The following is a 13,599-nucleotide window of genomic DNA, read 5'->3' as shown; positions in this document are numbered from 1 at the left end:
GGAAGCTGGAGGGTAACCGCAAAAGAAAAAGGCCCCCAAACGTTGCCGTCGTGGAAGCCCTTCTCTGTGTTGTAGCAAACCGAGAATCGCATTTCCCCGAATCCCCGTCAAGAGTCTTTGGCACCGTTTTTGGTGAGCAGGTTTCTTTTGCCTTCGCAGAGAGGTGAAGGAAGATGCAAGGTGGAAATGTGACGACGCCCTTTGGGCGGCGGCCGATTTCGCTTGCCCATGTGAGAGGGCAGTTGCGGACGGCCGAGATCAAATCCGGAAAGTCCGTCGACAAATGGAAGGTGTTTCGCGACGCTTGCGAGGCGAGGACCGCGCTTGGTGTACAAGACCGCGCCCTGGCAGTGTTGGACGCATTGCTGACGTTCTATCCGAAGAGTGAGCTTTGCGAAGACCGTGGTCTGGTCGTATTCCCTTCGAACGACCAGCTGTCTGTTCGCGCTCACGGTATTGCCGGAACGACCTTGCGCCGGCATCTGGCCACCCTGGTCGAGGCCGGTTTGATCCAGCGAAAGGACAGCGCCAACGGCAAGCGCTATGCGCGGAAGGGCGATGCGGGAACGATCGAGGAGGCTTTCGGCTTCAGCCTGGCGCCCTTGGTTGCGCGCGCCGAGGAGCTTGCGCACCTGGCGCAAAAGGTTGCTGCGGAGCGCAAGCGTTTCCGCGCAATGAAGGAAGCCCTCTCGATCTGCCGACGTGACGTTCGAAAGCTGCTCACGGCTGCAATGGAAGAGGGCGCTGCCGGCGATTGGGGACGCATCGAGGACATGTTCGTCGAGCTGACCGGCCGCATTCCCCGCACGCCGACGGCTGCGGATATAGAGCCGATCCTCGAGGAAATGCAAATGTTGCGCGACGAGATCATCAACCGGCTGGAAATTCAGGAAAATTCCCAAAATACGGATAGCAATGCTGTCCAAAACGGATGCCACATACAGAATTCAAATACCGAATCCATCCATGAACTTGAACCTAGCTCTCGAAAAGAGCAGGGGGCGAAGCCGAGCCCAGACATCCGGCCGGTGCGGGAGCCGATAAAGGCGTTTCCGTTGGGTATGGTGCTGCAGGCATGCCCAGGGATCCGCGACTATGGGCCGAACGGTGCGATCGAGAGCTGGCGCGATCTTTTGTCGGCCGCCGTGGTGGTTCGATCGATGCTCGGCGTCAGTCCGAGCGCCTATGAGGAGGCCTGCGCAATCCTTGGGGCGGAGAATGCAGCTGCCGTCATGGCGTGCATTCTCGAAAGGGCAGGGCACATCAAGTCGGCCGGCGGCTATCTGCGCGACTTGACACGAAGGGCCGAGCGCGAGGAGTTTTCGCTCGGACCAATGTTGATGGCGCTGATGCGGACGAACGGCGGATCCGGACGTAAGGCCTCTTGAAGGCGGAGGATCGAACGTTTGCGATGCGCCGTGATTGCCTGCAGTTCGTTGTCGCCGTGTGATGTGAAACATTTGGAGGTGTAACATGAAAGCCGACAGCGGGTCCGAGAGCGAGGGCGCCTTCGCAGGACGGCAGGCGCTCGAGGAGCGCGGCGACACGCCACCGCTGCGCCGCGCAAACTTGATATCGAGGTGGATCGGCACTATGTTGGACGAAATTACATTTTGTCAGACACGGGACCCGTCATGGTAAAGCACAGTGGAATGGGAGAACGGCCAGCGGCAAAAGAGCCGTTGCTTGCAAAGGCCGTGCGCAACGCGAAGGTCGGCAAATTTACTTCTGGCAGCAAGGCGCGGATTGATGCGGTCATGAAAGCGGCTGAGCATTCCGGCCTGTTGGGCGAAAAGAGCAAAAGGATCGGCGGCAGGATCAGTCCGGCTCTTATCGAACAAGCCAAGAAGCACACGGGCATCGAGACCGATACTGATTTGATCGAGTTCGCTTTGGCCGCCGTCGCACTTGACGACGATTTTGGATCGGCTTTTCGCAAGACCCGCGGGACGGTCGATCCTGACCTGAAACTCGGCTTCTAACTTGTCAGACTTTGATTTCGACGCCGCAGTTCGTTGGGGAAGGTTTGACCCAGGACGGACCCTTTCAAGGCGCAACGACAGCGAGCTGCCTTTCCTTGACGAGCCCGCTGAAGCCGGGCTGGACCTGCTACTTGATACGTGCGTCTACATCGATGGACTGCAAGGTCGAGCCCCAGAGCTCGTGGCGGACCTGCTTGATATCCGCCACAGCAACCACTCGACAATCGCCATCCAGGAGCTGATGCATACCGTCGGTGTGCTCGAGCCGGCCCATAAAGGCACGAAAACAGCTATTCAACAGATCCGAGCCACGGTTAGGGCAATGCCGGCCCATCGCGTTTTCACGCCTGATGCGGACGTTTTGGGCCGGGCCGCTTTGCTGTCCGGGATGTTGTGTCGGCTGCAGGGCTACCACCGTGACGCTCGGCTGCGAGCTCTTCACGACAGCGTCTTGTTTCTCCAGGCGCAGAAACTGGGCCTTGCCGTTCTTACCGCCAACATCAGCGACTTCGATTACCTACTGCAACTGATGCCGACCGGCCGGGTTCTGTTTTACCGCTCGACCAACTAAATAGAGTGCTGCGGGGCTTGCGGCGAAGCGGCCACCTCAAGACGAAAAATCGACCGACCGTTGGGGCTGCCGTCCTCGGTCGACCCCGTGTGCTCAGTCGAACACGCCTGAGCAAGGGGGTACTAAATGACCAACCGCGCCGCTCGCCCCTGTTTCCGCTCCGCATTGTTGTAGTAGCTCGCCGCCTGCGTGACGGACTTGTGCCGCGACTGCTGCATCGCTTCAGGCAGCGGTATGTCGCGATTGGCCGCCTCGGTCAGGTAGCCTGATCGCAGCCCATGCGCCGAAAACAGTGTCGAGTCGAGTCCGGCCTGTTTGCAACGTGCCTTCAGGATTAAATTGACGGACTGCGGCGTCAAAGCGCGTCGATCGACGTTTCCCCACTGGTCGATGCGACGGAAGACCGGGCCTTCCAAGATGCCCACGTGTTCCAGCCACCCTCTCAGCGCCACGACCGGCCGACCGATCAGAAACACCTGCTCGTCGTCATCACTGGTCGTCGTCTTGGTGCGGCCGAGACGAATTGAGAGGCAGGGAAGGGGAGGGGAGGCGCTATCGGCCGGATCCGCTCGCACTGGCTCTTCGTCAACCAAGTCTTCGACACGGAGCGCGGCTACTTCGGAGCGGCGGCGGCCGCCGGAGGCGAAAGCGGTCAGAAGCAGCGCCCGATCGCGCAGATCGACAGGACGTTCACCGGCGCAGGCGAGCAGCAATTTTTCCAGGACGTCGCCGGTGACGGCCTTCTTGCTCTTTCGTTGCCGCGGCAGGGCACTGGCGCGAACCGCAAGCCGCAGCGCCGACTTGAGCGAGGGACCGTCGAAGGCACCTGTCAGTCCGCGCCAACGGGTCAAGATTGACCAGCTCGTCAGGCGACGCCGCACCGTCTCGGGGGCGTGCGGCCCGTCGGCGCGCAGGAGCCGCACGGAACGCAAGCCGGCTTCCACATCGAGCGGCATGCCATGGCTTGGATCGTCCGCGCGTCGGGCAGGGTCCCAGAGATGGTGGGCGACGAATTTCAGCAGCAGGCCTTCTGGCGCCGGCCAGGGGAGGGGACTGTCCGTGGCGAGCTGACACCAGGCCTCAAGATAACCGAGATCCGAGGCAAGCGCCTTGAGCGTATTGTCGCCCATGCCTTCGCTGGCGAGATGCTTGAGCGTCGCGACGTCTTCGTCGGTCAGAAGGGCGGCGAGCTGATCGCGCCGATCGAAGGGCACGATGGCATCCAGCGCGTCGAGTTCCTCGGCGCGCCGCTCTGTTTTCGACGGTGTAAGGTCAGTGCTCATTCTCGAAGGGCCCCAGCACCTGAATCCGCTCGGCGCGGGCCGCGCCGGCGAGTTTGCGGTCAAGGGTGGCAAGCGGCAGGGATTGACGGACTGCAACGTCGAGATAGGCGGCGTCATACGCGCTCAGGCCGTGTGCGCTCGCAAGTTCCAGCACTGATCCGTCCTGACCGGCGCCGGTGTCGTCAAGAGGCAGCCGGCGGAGACGAGCCATCGCGTTCAGGGCCTGGCCGGGCGCGATCCTCTGTCGGCGCTCAGCGCTGATCAAAATGCTGCGCGTCTCGTGCCAGAACAGGTTGGGTACCGGGCAGGGGCTGGAGATGCCAGCGATGAGACGCTCGGCCGCCTCGCTGTATTCCTCCGGCAACAGCCAGGCAGCCGCGGTCGATGCGTCGAGAACGAAGACGGTCAAAACTTTTGTCCCTCTCGCTTCCAGTCGAGGATTTCGTCATTCGTAACCGATTTTGCTCGCATCCTGGCTGCGCGTACCTCGGCGATCAGTGCCGTGAGCTCGTTGTCCTTTTGGACCCGCGAAAGGCGGGCGACCGGATCGTTGCCGCGGGATATGATGACCTCCTCTCCGGCTTCGACGCGTGCGAGCAGCTCAGAGAGATGGGCCTTGGCCTCGGCGACCTTGACGGTGACGCTCATTGGAAGACTCCGTTGAAAAATGTCTTTCGCCGCTGAAATCGCGGGCGATCGCAAACTCTTGCTTCTGCACGAAGATAGAGTGTGGTGGCTGATTGGTCAAACAGTAGACCACATCACTATCGATACCTGAAACCTATCGATAGTGAGATGCAGTGGAATTTAGCGTCTGGATGGCGGAAGCGTAAGGCAAATTCATTTCCGTTTTTCAAAATTGAAACGTTAATTCATATGGTTAATGAGTAGTGAAATCGCTGCGGGACTTATTGGAACGGACTTCTGGTCGGAACTCTGTTCAGCAAATTTGGCCATCGGCCGTGGACAGCCTAGTTCTCATTCTCCTGCCGTTCTGGAGTCTCACTGACGATCTCTCGCACCAATAACCGACGGTAAACTCCGGAGGAGTAGAGTGCCCTCGCAAAGTTCGGGGGTTTGTATGGAGAATGTCGCAACTGTCGCTGGAGCGGCGAAAGACTATGACGGTGTCTTTGGTTTCGTTTCTCTTCTCCTCCTTGTGCTCACCGCACTTGGAGCCGGTGCATTTGGTTGGGTCCAACTTCAAAAGGCGGGGAAGCAGAAAATCGCTGAGGCCCGTTTGGCGTGGGATGCTCAATACAAGGCAGCGGCCATTGAGCTTGATCAGGTTATGATGGAATTGGAGAGGTTGATGCAACCAGGCACGAGATCGCTCTACATCCGTCGGTTCAGGCTTCAGATGCAGGCGCGGCGACTAGCAACCACAATTCTGCTAATGGTAAATCCTCTGGGCGGCAAAGCTGCCTCGGCGGAATATAAGATGGAGCGCCGACTTTGCACGCGCTTAGCGCGGGTCGGTGTCGCGATCGATTTTGACTACGTGACCACGCATAGGGCAGTATTGAAGGAGAACTGGACCGCAGCGAAGAATGAGCTTTGGCGAAAGAAAGTAAATCACGTGCTTAAGTAGACGGAGCTTTTGTTCGTTTTGCGGACGTTGCGGCTTGCTCGCGGTGATCGAAGGAGCCAAGGTGTCTAGCGGCGCATGAAAGGGTGCGCTGAAGATGGACGTCTAGCGCTGTGTGTTCGCCACGATGGGAGATACGCCTTCGGTAATTCAGGCGGTTCTGCCCTCGACGCCTGGCACCAGTTAGCCGTGCCGCAGCATGCGCCGTAGCTCGGCCGGTCGCTGGCGGCGTCGATCCTGCGCCAGGCCGGCATCACCACCGCGGCGCATTTCTCCGCTTTCAATCGCGGGCTGAAATCCATCCCGCTCGATCGGCGCCGGCATCGTGATCGCGAGACCCGGTTGCTCGCCATCGTCCAGGGCCTTGCCGAGGCCGCTGAACTCGGCGTGAAGGAACACGACAGGCTGGAGATGGGACGGCAGATGATGGCGCGAAAGCTGGTCGGCCGGCGCGCCTTGTCAAAACTGCCGGAGCTGATCGAGCTCGTCATTGCGAAACCGCTGGTCTCGGCCGGCCTAGTCGTGAAGACGCTTGAGGTCACGCCGCAGGCGGCGCGGCGGATTGTCGGCGAACTCGGCCTCAGCAAGATGACGGGGAGGGGGAGGTTTCGAGCGTGGGATGTGATCCTAATTGCCAACGACTCGTTTCTGAGGTTGACGATACTATCGGGGCGCGAAATTGTTGAGAAGAAGGCAGACTTTTTTAGTTCGCTTGAATTTACCGATGGAATATTTACGGTTGTAGAAGATGATTTGCATTCGACTTTCAGGGCCAAAATTTGTCAGCTGTTCCAGTCTTCGCTAAAATTTCCGCCAACGGCGGTTGCGCCGATGTGGTTTTTGTTCATGGTCTAACCGGAGACCCCAAGGAGACTTGGTCGTCCAAAGGTACAAGCGAACCTGAAGGCGAGTATTGGCCTCATTGGCTCGCGGCCGACCTCCAGCATCTGAACTATTACACGCTCGGGTACCCAGCTAGCATATTTGCACAATGGGCGAAAAAAGAGATGAATCTCTTTGATCGCGCGAAGAACGCACTTGAGACGTTGTCAGTATACGGGTTTGGAAGCCGCCCGCTCGTATTCATTTGCCACAGCCTCGGTGGTCTCCTCGTCAAACAAATTTTGCGCACGGCAAATGATTCATCGGATGAGGATTGGAAGAAGGTTGCAAAGAGTTGTGTAGGGATTTTCTTCCTTGCCACACCACACAGTGGCTCGTCGCTTGCTGACTTGCTGAAGATGTTTTCTGGATGCTTCGCGTCATCGCACGTCAACAAACTGCAAAAAGACTCTTCTGACCTTGATGAGCTCAATGCCAGTTTTCGATCCTTATGTCTGAGCCAAGCTATCCAGATCTCCGTCTACCATGAGATGCACAAAACGGCGAAGATTGCGCTTGTGGTCGACCCAAAGAGCGCGGATCCGGGTGTAAATGCTGTAATGCCGGTCGCTATCGACGCAGACCATCTAAGCATTTGTAAGCCTATCGACAGGTTCGACATCGTTTACGCAAGTATCAGGCATCGTTTACAGAAGATAGCTCCATTGCCTGCGAGCACTTCGGAAAATGCGGCATTGTTCGATGATGATGGCTTGGATGAAGTCAGCGAGCGTGATCGCAGAGACCTGCTAACTAAAATGATCACAGCAGGCCGGGAGGGTGAATATGCTTTCGCGAATGACTCCCAGAACCGCTTCGCACGCAACTTTGTCCAGTCTGGCCTTAAGACAGCGACAAACGAGCACCATCTAAACCTTCTGTCTGATATCGAGCAACGCTTCAACGCGCTCATTTATCATCCGCTGATTTGCACCGGCGCGGATCTCTCATGCGTATTCCGATGATGCCGGACGGCTATTCCAATCTGAAGCCGGACAGGTATTCCGATCGCATGCCGGACACGATTCCGATTTGAAGCCGGACAGTGGCTGTGCCCCTGGGTCGTGTGTTTTTTTGACCTGAACCCGTTCCGCGGTCAAGCCAGGGTTGTTTGGTCGGTGCTCACGGCTTTCTGTTTTCGCATGCTCTCGCCGCTGAGTTCGATGCGATAGGCATTGTGAACAAGGCGATCCAAGACGGCGTCGGCGATGGTTGGATTGCCGATCATGTCGTACCAGTGATCCACGGGCACCTGGCTGGTGACAATCGTCGATCGCCTCTCGTAGCGGTCCTCGATGATTTCCAGGAGATCGCGACGCTGCTCGTCGTTGAGCTTCTCCGGGCCCCAGTCGTCGAGGATGAGCAGGTCGGTTCTCGCGAGCGCCTTGAGGACCTTGGGATATCGGCCGTCGCCGCGCGCCAGGGCAAGGGTGGCGAACAGCCTTGGAAGGGGGTGATAGGCGACGGAGAAATCCTCGCGGCATGCCTTGTGTCCGAGCGCGCATGCAAGCCAGCTCTTTCCGACGCCGGCCGGGCCGATCAACAGCAGGCTGTGGCGCTGACTGATCCAGTCGCAACCGGCGAGCTTCATGAAGAGATTGCGATCCAGGCCGCGGGCGGCGCGGAAGTCAGCGTTCTCGATCTGGGCGTCATGGCGCAGCTTCGCGGCGCGGGCTCTCGCCTCGAAGCGCTTCTGCCGGCGCGTGGTCGTCTCGCGTTCGAGCAGCAGCGCAAGCCATTCGCCATGCTCGAGGCTTCGGGCTTCCGGTTGCGCCTCGAGTTCCTGATAGGCGCTGGCCATGCCTGTCAGGCCGAGTTCGCGCAGCATGTCGATGGTGGGATTGGTCAGCATCGTTCGTTGTCTCCTCAATGAAAGTAGCCGGGGCCACGCAGATTGGCGTGCTCCATGACGGCAGCAGGTTCGGTGGAATGCCTTGCGTCCTTGTGGGTGGCGATGAGCGAGGCAATGGTCTTGCAGGTCAGGCCGCCGATCTCGACGGCGCGCGCCGAAACGGCCTCGGCGCGGTCGCCGGTGATGTCGCGATAAAGGCGCAGGATGCCGAGGCATGTTCTGAAGCCTTGCTCGGGATGCGGCCGGCTGGCGAGGATGGCGGTGATCAACCCCTCGGTTTGCGGGCCGATGGACGCGCCCCAGCGCCGGAAGCGCTCCGGCGTCCATTCGGCGTAGCGGCGGTGGGAACTGGGCATGTGCGCGGGGTCTGTTCCATAGCGCGGCCCACCATAGCGGCGCTGATGCACGGCGACGCGTTTGCCGCGATGGAAGATCTCGACCATCCGCACTGTCGCCCGGATATCGACCTGCTGGCGGATGAGGCCATGCGGGACGGAATAGAAGAAGCTCTGGAACTCGACATGATAGTCCGTCGACACCCGCGCAAAACGCCATTCGGCGAACTCGTAATCCTCGGCGGGCAGACTTGCGAGCGCGGCGCGTTCGACCGTCTCGAAGAGATGTCGGCGGCTGACGCCCAGCCGGCGCATGACATGATTGTTGATGCGCTCCAGCACGCCGGCGATCGCGGCATTGGCTTCTGTGAGCGAGAAGAAAGTCTGCTTGCGCAAGCGACCGAGAATGCAGCTCTGGGCGAAGCGCACGCCGTTCTCGACCTTGGCCTTGTCCTTCGGACGCCGCGGCCGCGCCGGCAGAACGCCGACACCGTAGTGGGACGCCATCATGCCGTAACTGCGGTTGATCTCGGGATCGTAGAAGCTGGCGCGGCTGACGCCGGACTTCAGATTGTCGGGCACGATCAGGCGGGGCACGCCGCCGAAGAAGGCGAACATGCGCACATGCGAGCCGATCCAGTCCGGCAAGGTCTGCGACCAGGTCACCTCTGCGAATGTGAAGCTCGACGCGCCGAGCACGCCGAGGAACAGCTCCGCCTCGCGGACCTCCCCGGTCTTGCGATCGACGATCGGCACCTTCTTGCCGGAATAGTCCACGAAGACCTTATCGCCGGCAGCATGCTCCTGGCGCATCGTCGGCGAAAGGCGCTGCTCGAAACCGCGGAATAGCTCGCAGAAACGGCTATAGCCATAACCACCGGGATGGACGCTGCGATATTCCTCCCACAGGATCAGCAGCGTCACGCCGGGCTTCTTCAGCTCGATGGAAAGCTCCGCCCAGTTCGGCTCGTGACGTCGCCGCTGGCCCTGTTTGACGCCGGCGCGGGTGAAAAGCCGATGCTCCAGAGCATCGTCTGTCAGTTCTCCTGGCAATGGCCAACTCAACCCGGCGGCCTTAGCCCGATCCAGATTATCTTGCACCGTACTTCGGGCGATCCCGAGCACCACCGCAATCTCGCGTACGCTTGTCCCGCCGGCAGAGAGCCGAAGCATCTGTCGTATGTGTCGCATGGTCAGCCTTCTCTTCGACGGCATGAAATTCCCCTCGTGGATACTGAGGAGATTCATGCCAAGGTTGCTGACCCAAAGGCATCGTCAGGACGGAAAAACCGTCCGGTAATTGATTGGAATGCTGTCCGGCTTCAGATCGGAACGCTGTCCGGATTTTGATCGGAATCCCGTCCGGTTAATTCCTGGAATCCGCAATCGCGGTGTCGTCGCCGCATGCGGACTGGCGGGCGGCATGGAACTCCCCACGACCGTCGCCCCTTTCATCTTGCGCGCTGTGACGCTTGTCGGGATCGACAGCGTCATGTGTTCAAAGCCCGAGAGGCTGATCGCCTGGCAACGGCTCGCAAAGGAACTCGACATGGCGAGACTCGATGCAATGACGACGGAAGTCCAGCTCGCCGATGTGGTCGCATTCGTCCCGCAGTTCCTCGAGGGTAAAGTGCGTGGTCGCATTTTAGTACCGGTTAATCCGCAGCTTCATTGAGACCTATACCAGTTTGCCAAGGTCCCCGGCGTACGCGAGTTATTACCAGTCTTGCCGACAGCGGATTTGAAGTAGCCTCATACATCCCGGGCCATGATCTCGCACTGGGTAAAGGAGAGAGGTAATGCGCCCATTATCGCTAATCACAATTCGAAGATAAAGTGCGTTCCGGACTAGAGCGGCGGCGCCCTTGGTCAACGGCGGAGGGTTAGCTCTTCACAGACATCGCGCTGGCGAGCTCAGACAACTAAAGCTCATCGATCTCGTCGCTCGGTAGCAGGAGCGGGAAACTGATGGCCATTGTTCGTGTCGGCAACTCCAGTTGGACGCCTTCGCCCCTGCGTGCCCCGCCCTGTTCCATAGCGAGAGGCTACGGGGTGGCCACCGTTACGCAGAGGTCTCGAGACAGAAAAGACCCCGACCCGGGAGGAGGGGGCGGGGTCCCTGGATCTGATCGGCCCGGGAGGAGGTGAGCCGAGCTGCATCTGACGCAGCGGGAGGAGGTGCTGCGCTTCGACATATTCATCATAAATCACTTCGCGTGATTTAATTCTGTTTATGCTGCATTGCAGCATTGCGTGATGCGCAGAGCAAACCCGGCGCCTTCGACGCACGAAACGGCAGCAAGAAACCAAATGCCATGACGATCGTCCGCCCTGGATCAATCAGCTTTTCTGGTTACTGCGATCAGGCTCGCGGTTAGTAGTGCGCTTGCCGCACCGAGCCAGAGAGCGCTTGGCACGCCGAAATTATCGACTGCGAGGCCGCCGACCAGCGCGCCAAGCCCGATTGCAAGTTGCGCGATCGAGACGAAGAGGGCGGCGATGCTTTCCAGTCGGTCCGATGCAGAACTGAACAGGAATGTTTGCATGGCGATCGGCAGCATGCCGAAACCGAAACCCCAGGCGACAACCCAGGCAATGGCGATAAGCGCACTGCTGCCGGCCAGCAGCAAGCCCGCCACCGACAAGGCGATCAGAAACGCAGTACCGGCAAGCGCGAGGACGAAGTTCCGGCCAGCGGCCCAGCCCCCAAACAGGTTTCCGGCAAACCCCGCCGCACCATAGCCGAGCAGCACCATGCTGAGAGTTGCGGTATCGATACCGGTTGCACCGATGAGAAACGGCGTAATGTAGGTATAGGCCGCGAATTGCCCGACAAAAATGAGCACGGCTGCCGTCAGACCGATCCGGATCCGCCGCAACCGCAACACGTCCGGAACTTGCTTTAGTCCTGAACCCTTCTGCGCTGTTATTACCGGTAGCAGAAGCTGGAGCGCCGCCACGACCAGCAGTGCGACCCCTGATACGAGCAGGAACGCGGTACGCCAGCCGAACAGGTCGCCAATCAGGGCGCCCGCGGGGACCCCGGCGACAGTGCCCAGCGAGACACCTGAGAAGATCAGTGCTGTGGCACGCGGGCCTTCCGCGCCCGGACGCAGGCGGGGGCCGAGCGAGCCGCCAATCGTCCAGAAGCCGCCGACCGCAATTCCGAGCAGCACCCGTCCGAACATCAGCGCGGCAAATCCCTGGGCTGTTGCGACGATGGCGTTCGAGACGACGAGCAGCACTAGCAGTGCGACAAGCACATGCTTGCGATCGAAGCGCGCGGCAAATCCGAGGGTCATCGGCGCCGCAATTGCTGCAAGGAAGCCCGGCGTCGTCACCATCAGTCCGGCCGTTCCATCGCTGATGCCAAGGTCGGCCGCTATCAGAGGCAGAAGGCCAACCGGCAGGAATTCGGTGGTGACCAGAGCGAAGGCCCCGACGCCGACACTGGCGACTGCCGCCCAGGAGGCAAGCGGTTTGCTATCCGCATGGCTTACGGAAACACTGCGGGAGACTGGCATGTCCATGGGAGGATTCCTTGGTGAAGAATTGGGCGAACCGGAGAAAGGGGGCTCCAGTTCGCCGACGATCGTTTAACCGAACTTGACGAGGTTAAGGGTGGGCAGGGGGCCGCCGGGGAACTGCACCAGTTTGCCGCCGACCGAGACCGGGCCGAGATCGATGCCGGTGAAGCCGAGCCTGGAGATCAGCGCGCCAACTTCCGCCTTGGAGCGCGCATCGTCGCCCGAATAAAACAGAACTCGCGAGCCGCCCTCGGCTTTCGGATCACCCGAGATCAGGTGCGGTTGCAGATGGTTGAACGCTTTGACGACACGTGCTCCGGGCACGAGATCGGCGAAGATCTCGGTGGAAAGACGACCGTTCAGCTCGGCCGGTTTGAACAGCGGCGCCTCGATGGGATTGTTGGCGTCGATGACGATGCGGCCGCCGAAATCCGGCAGACCCTTCAGCGCCTGCGGCAGCTTCGACCAGTTGACGGCGACCAGCACGATGTCGGCGCTCGCCGCCTCTTCAAGCGTACCTGCCTTGATGAAGGGCTTTAGTTCCGTTTCGAGCACGGCAAGTGAGGCCGGGCCGCGGCTGTTGGCGATGGTGGCGGAAATGCTGTTGCGCGCAAGGGCGCGGGCGAAGGCCGCGCCGATATTGCCGGCTCCGATGATACCGATGGACATGCTGGTTCTCCTTTGAAATAGGGGGAACCGGCGCTCCGGCATTGGAGCGCCGGTGGCGGATCAGGCGGTGAAACCACCGTCGGCGACGATGTCGGCGCCGGTTACAAAGGCCGCTTCAGGGCTAACGAGGTAGGCCACGACGCTGGCGACCTCGTAGTCCTTGCCGTAGCGGCCGATTGCCATCCCGGGGCCAACAATCTTCGAAACGGGGCCGCCATCCGGGTTCATGTCGGTATCGGTCGGACCGGGATGTACGGTGTTGACGGTGATCCCCTTCGGACCGAGGTCACGCACGAGGCTGCGGTTGAAACCAGCAACAGCTCCCTTTGTGAGCGTATAGAGTGAGGCGGTCGGGAAAGCGGCATAGCGGGTCATCGACGAGCCGATATGGACGATACGGCCGCCGGACTTCATCCGCCGCGCGGCTTCCTGAGTTCCGACGAAGACGCCCGTGACATTCACGGCGATCATGCGTTCGTAATCCTCGAACTTGATCTCTTCGATCGGGCCGCCAAGAGCGATGCCGGCATTGTTGACGAGAATGTCGAGCGAACCGAAGGTCTCTTCCGTTTTCGCGACAGCCGCGCGGACGGATTCCGGATTGCCCGAGTCGGCGTGAATGGCGATGGCGCGGCCGCCAGCGGCTTCAATCTCGGTGACGACAGCGGCCGCCTTGTCGGGCGATGCGCTGTAGGTGAGGGCGACAGCGGCACCATCGGCGGCGAGACGCTTGGCGATTGCGGCGCCGATCGAGCGCGAGCCGCCGGTTACGAGAGCGGCCTTACCGGCCAGTTTCAGAGAAGTGTTGGTCATTTGGATACCTCCAAGGTTGGTTGATGGAGGCAATATCGGCTTCTTATTTTCTTGCGAAAAGTGGAAGTGAGCTGTTATCTATTTCAAGTAACTGTTG

14 protein-coding genes and 1 pseudogene are annotated in these 13,599 nt (G+C 60.0%); 7 read left to right on the top strand and 8 right to left on the bottom strand.

Annotation, left to right across the window (positions count from 1 at the left end):
- Window positions 1-173: 173 nt before the first annotated feature.
- The 3 genes from repC (at window position 174) to XB14_RS29765 (ending at window position 2,553) form a co-directional block, all read left to right on the top strand.
- Entirely contained in the window at window positions 174-1,388 is a 1,215-nt protein-coding gene (gene repC / locus XB14_RS29775; RefSeq protein WP_077967506.1) for a plasmid replication protein RepC, read from the top strand.
- 246 nt (window positions 1,389-1,634) lie between these two features.
- Window positions 1,635-1,982: a hypothetical protein gene (locus XB14_RS33700; protein WP_234804180.1), complete on the top strand. Its 348-nt coding sequence runs from the start codon at window positions 1,635-1,637 to the stop codon at window positions 1,980-1,982.
- Window position 1,983: 1 nt separating this feature from the next.
- Complete coding sequence (locus tag XB14_RS29765) at window positions 1,984-2,553, top strand: type II toxin-antitoxin system VapC family toxin (protein WP_077967504.1); 570 nt, start codon at window positions 1,984-1,986, stop codon at window positions 2,551-2,553.
- A gap of 122 nt (window positions 2,554-2,675) precedes the next feature.
- Here the strand turns inward: XB14_RS29765 and XB14_RS29760 are convergent, their stop codons facing one another.
- From XB14_RS29760 to XB14_RS29750, 3 genes are read right to left on the bottom strand one after another with little or no spacing between them, the layout of a single operon-like run.
- Window positions 2,676-3,836 (bottom strand): tyrosine-type recombinase/integrase, encoded by a 1,161-nt coding sequence (locus XB14_RS29760; RefSeq protein WP_077967502.1) that lies wholly within the window; start codon window positions 3,834-3,836, stop codon window positions 2,676-2,678.
- A complete protein-coding gene (locus XB14_RS29755) occupies window positions 3,826-4,245 on the bottom strand; it encodes a type II toxin-antitoxin system VapC family toxin (protein ID WP_077967500.1) in 420 nt (139 codons plus the stop codon). Before XB14_RS29755 ends, XB14_RS29760 begins: the two co-directional genes overlap by 11 nt.
- Window positions 4,242-4,484 carry a type II toxin-antitoxin system Phd/YefM family antitoxin gene (locus tag XB14_RS29750; protein ID WP_077967498.1) on the bottom strand — a complete coding sequence of 81 codons (243 nt, stop codon included), beginning with the start codon at window positions 4,482-4,484 and terminating at the stop codon, window positions 4,242-4,244. The genes XB14_RS29755 and XB14_RS29750 overlap by 4 nt, the downstream gene beginning before the upstream one ends.
- Before the next feature lie 433 nt (window positions 4,485-4,917).
- Here XB14_RS29750 and XB14_RS29745 point away from each other — a divergent pair, with 433 nt between their 5' ends.
- The 3 genes and pseudogenes from XB14_RS29745 (at window position 4,918) to XB14_RS29735 (ending at window position 7,271) form a co-directional block, all read left to right on the top strand.
- Entirely contained in the window at window positions 4,918-5,427 is a 510-nt protein-coding gene (locus XB14_RS29745; protein WP_077967496.1) for a hypothetical protein, read from the top strand.
- 133 nt (window positions 5,428-5,560) lie between these two features.
- Window positions 5,561-6,051, top strand: a pseudogene (locus tag XB14_RS29740) (DUF1612 domain-containing protein); the annotation flags it as partial.
- Between the two features lie 152 nt (window positions 6,052-6,203).
- Window positions 6,204-7,271, top strand: a complete 1,068-nt coding sequence (locus tag XB14_RS29735; protein WP_179119702.1) for an ABC-three component system protein — start codon at window positions 6,204-6,206, stop codon at window positions 7,269-7,271.
- Between the two features lie 131 nt (window positions 7,272-7,402).
- Here the strand turns inward: XB14_RS29735 and istB are convergent, their stop codons facing one another.
- Both istB and istA read right to left on the bottom strand, forming a co-directional pair.
- Window positions 7,403-8,158, bottom strand: a complete 756-nt coding sequence (gene istB, locus XB14_RS29730) for an IS21-like element helper ATPase IstB (RefSeq protein WP_077967492.1) — start codon at window positions 8,156-8,158, stop codon at window positions 7,403-7,405.
- 14 nt (window positions 8,159-8,172) lie between these two features.
- The gene (istA, locus tag XB14_RS29725; RefSeq protein ID WP_419178637.1) at window positions 8,173-9,684 is read right to left on the bottom strand and encodes an IS21 family transposase; all 1,512 of its coding nucleotides are present in this window, start codon (window positions 9,682-9,684) and stop codon (window positions 8,173-8,175) included.
- A 118-nt stretch (window positions 9,685-9,802) separates the two neighbouring features.
- Between istA and XB14_RS29720 the strand changes: the two genes are divergently transcribed.
- The gene (locus tag XB14_RS29720) at window positions 9,803-10,168 is read left to right on the top strand and encodes a hypothetical protein (protein WP_143348599.1); all 366 of its coding nucleotides are present in this window, start codon (window positions 9,803-9,805) and stop codon (window positions 10,166-10,168) included.
- A 661-nt stretch (window positions 10,169-10,829) separates the two neighbouring features.
- Here the strand turns inward: XB14_RS29720 and XB14_RS29715 are convergent.
- From XB14_RS29715 to XB14_RS29705, 3 genes are all read right to left on the bottom strand, one after another.
- Window positions 10,830-12,023: an MFS transporter gene (locus tag XB14_RS29715; protein WP_077967484.1), complete on the bottom strand. Its 1,194-nt coding sequence runs from the start codon at window positions 12,021-12,023 to the stop codon at window positions 10,830-10,832.
- A gap of 66 nt (window positions 12,024-12,089) precedes the next feature.
- Window positions 12,090-12,689, bottom strand: a complete 600-nt coding sequence (locus tag XB14_RS29710; protein WP_077967483.1) for an NADPH-dependent F420 reductase — start codon at window positions 12,687-12,689, stop codon at window positions 12,090-12,092.
- A 60-nt stretch (window positions 12,690-12,749) separates the two neighbouring features.
- The gene (locus XB14_RS29705) at window positions 12,750-13,502 is read right to left on the bottom strand and encodes a 3-oxoacyl-ACP reductase family protein (protein WP_077967482.1); all 753 of its coding nucleotides are present in this window, start codon (window positions 13,500-13,502) and stop codon (window positions 12,750-12,752) included.
- Window positions 13,503-13,599: the final 97 nt, after the last annotated feature.

The sequence above is a fragment of the Ensifer adhaerens genome (assembly GCF_002007205.1).
GTDB lineage: Bacteria > Pseudomonadota > Alphaproteobacteria > Rhizobiales > Rhizobiaceae > Ensifer > Ensifer adhaerens_D.
This window is presented reverse-complemented; position numbering and strand designations above follow the sequence as displayed.

Excerpts from the sequence above, each read along its gene's own strand:
- XB14_RS33700 (WP_234804180.1), top strand. The coding sequence starts at position 1,635 with ATGGTAAAGCACAGTGGAATGGGAGAACGGCCAGCGGCAAAAGAGCCG.
- XB14_RS29720 (WP_143348599.1), top strand. The coding sequence starts at position 9,803 with ATGCTGTCCGGCTTCAGATCGGAACGCTGTCCGGATTTTGATCGGAAT.
- repC (WP_077967506.1), top strand. The coding sequence starts at position 174 with ATGCAAGGTGGAAATGTGACGACGCCCTTTGGGCGGCGGCCGATTTCG.
- XB14_RS29760 (WP_077967502.1), bottom strand. The coding sequence starts at position 3,836 with ATGAGCACTGACCTTACACCGTCGAAAACAGAGCGGCGCGCCGAGGAA.
- XB14_RS29705 (WP_077967482.1), bottom strand. The coding sequence starts at position 13,502 with ATGACCAACACTTCTCTGAAACTGGCCGGTAAGGCCGCTCTCGTAACC.
- XB14_RS29750 (WP_077967498.1), bottom strand. The coding sequence starts at position 4,484 with ATGAGCGTCACCGTCAAGGTCGCCGAGGCCAAGGCCCATCTCTCTGAG.
- istB (WP_077967492.1), bottom strand. The coding sequence starts at position 8,158 with ATGCTGACCAATCCCACCATCGACATGCTGCGCGAACTCGGCCTGACA.
- XB14_RS29715 (WP_077967484.1), bottom strand. The coding sequence starts at position 12,023 with ATGGACATGCCAGTCTCCCGCAGTGTTTCCGTAAGCCATGCGGATAGC.
- XB14_RS29710 (WP_077967483.1), bottom strand. The coding sequence starts at position 12,689 with ATGTCCATCGGTATCATCGGAGCCGGCAATATCGGCGCGGCCTTCGCC.
- istA (WP_419178637.1), bottom strand. The coding sequence starts at position 9,684 with ATGCGACACATACGACAGATGCTTCGGCTCTCTGCCGGCGGGACAAGC.
- XB14_RS29745 (WP_077967496.1), top strand. The coding sequence starts at position 4,918 with ATGGAGAATGTCGCAACTGTCGCTGGAGCGGCGAAAGACTATGACGGT.